This window comes from Streptomyces sp. MMG1121, assembly GCF_001280015.1.
Lineage (GTDB): Bacteria > Actinomycetota > Actinomycetes > Streptomycetales > Streptomycetaceae > Streptomyces.
In genome coordinates this window covers 1-700 of sequence record NZ_LGDV01000057.1, presented here as the reverse complement: position 1 = coordinate 700, position 700 = coordinate 1, and the positions used below count along the sequence as shown (strand labels likewise).

The window sequence follows — 700 nt, the reverse complement described above, 5'->3', positions numbered from 1 at the left end:
CGTCCCGCCTTCGAGGTGCGTGCCGTGCTCGCCGCGACCCTCTCCCCCGCCTGGGGCATCTACAGCGGCTACGAACTGTGCGAGAACACCGCGCTGAAGCAGGGCAGCGAGGAGTACCTCGACTCCGAGAAGTACCAACTCAAGCCCCGTGACTGGGAGTCCGCCGCCCGCGAGGGCCGGACCATCGCACCGCTCATCACCCGGCTGAACAGCATCCGCCGTCGGCATCCCGCGCTACAGCGCCTGCGGAATCTCCGTTTCCACCGGACCGACAACGACGCCGTGCTCGCCTACAGCAAGAGCACGGGTTCGGACACGGTCATCGTGGTCGTCAACCTCGACCCGCATCACGCCCAGGAGGCCACGGTCTCGTTGGACATGCCGCAACTCGGCCTGGACTGGAACGCCGCCCTGTCCGTCCACGACGAACTGACGGGCGAGACGTACCACTGGGGCAGGACCAACTACGTGCGTCTGACGCCCGGCAGCGCGCCGGCGCACGTGCTCCACGTCGGGCGATCGACGCCCCAGATCGGAGGGCCCGCAGCGTCATGACCGTCAACGAACCCGTACTGGACACCTTCGAGGACACTCCCGCCAGGGACCGGGACCCGGATTGGTTCAAACGCGCGGTCTTCTACGAGGTGCTGGTCCGCTCCTTCCAGGACAGCGACGGCGACGGCATCGGCGACCTGAAGGG

1 protein-coding gene is annotated in these 700 nt (G+C 67.7%); it reads left to right on the top strand.

Annotated features, from left to right (window positions below; all coding sequences use genetic code 11):
* Positions 1-555 (top strand): alpha-glucosidase C-terminal domain-containing protein (locus tag ADK64_RS07300; protein ID WP_159046185.1); only part of this gene is annotated, 555 nt, incomplete at its 5' end.
* Positions 556-700: the final 145 nt, after the last annotated feature.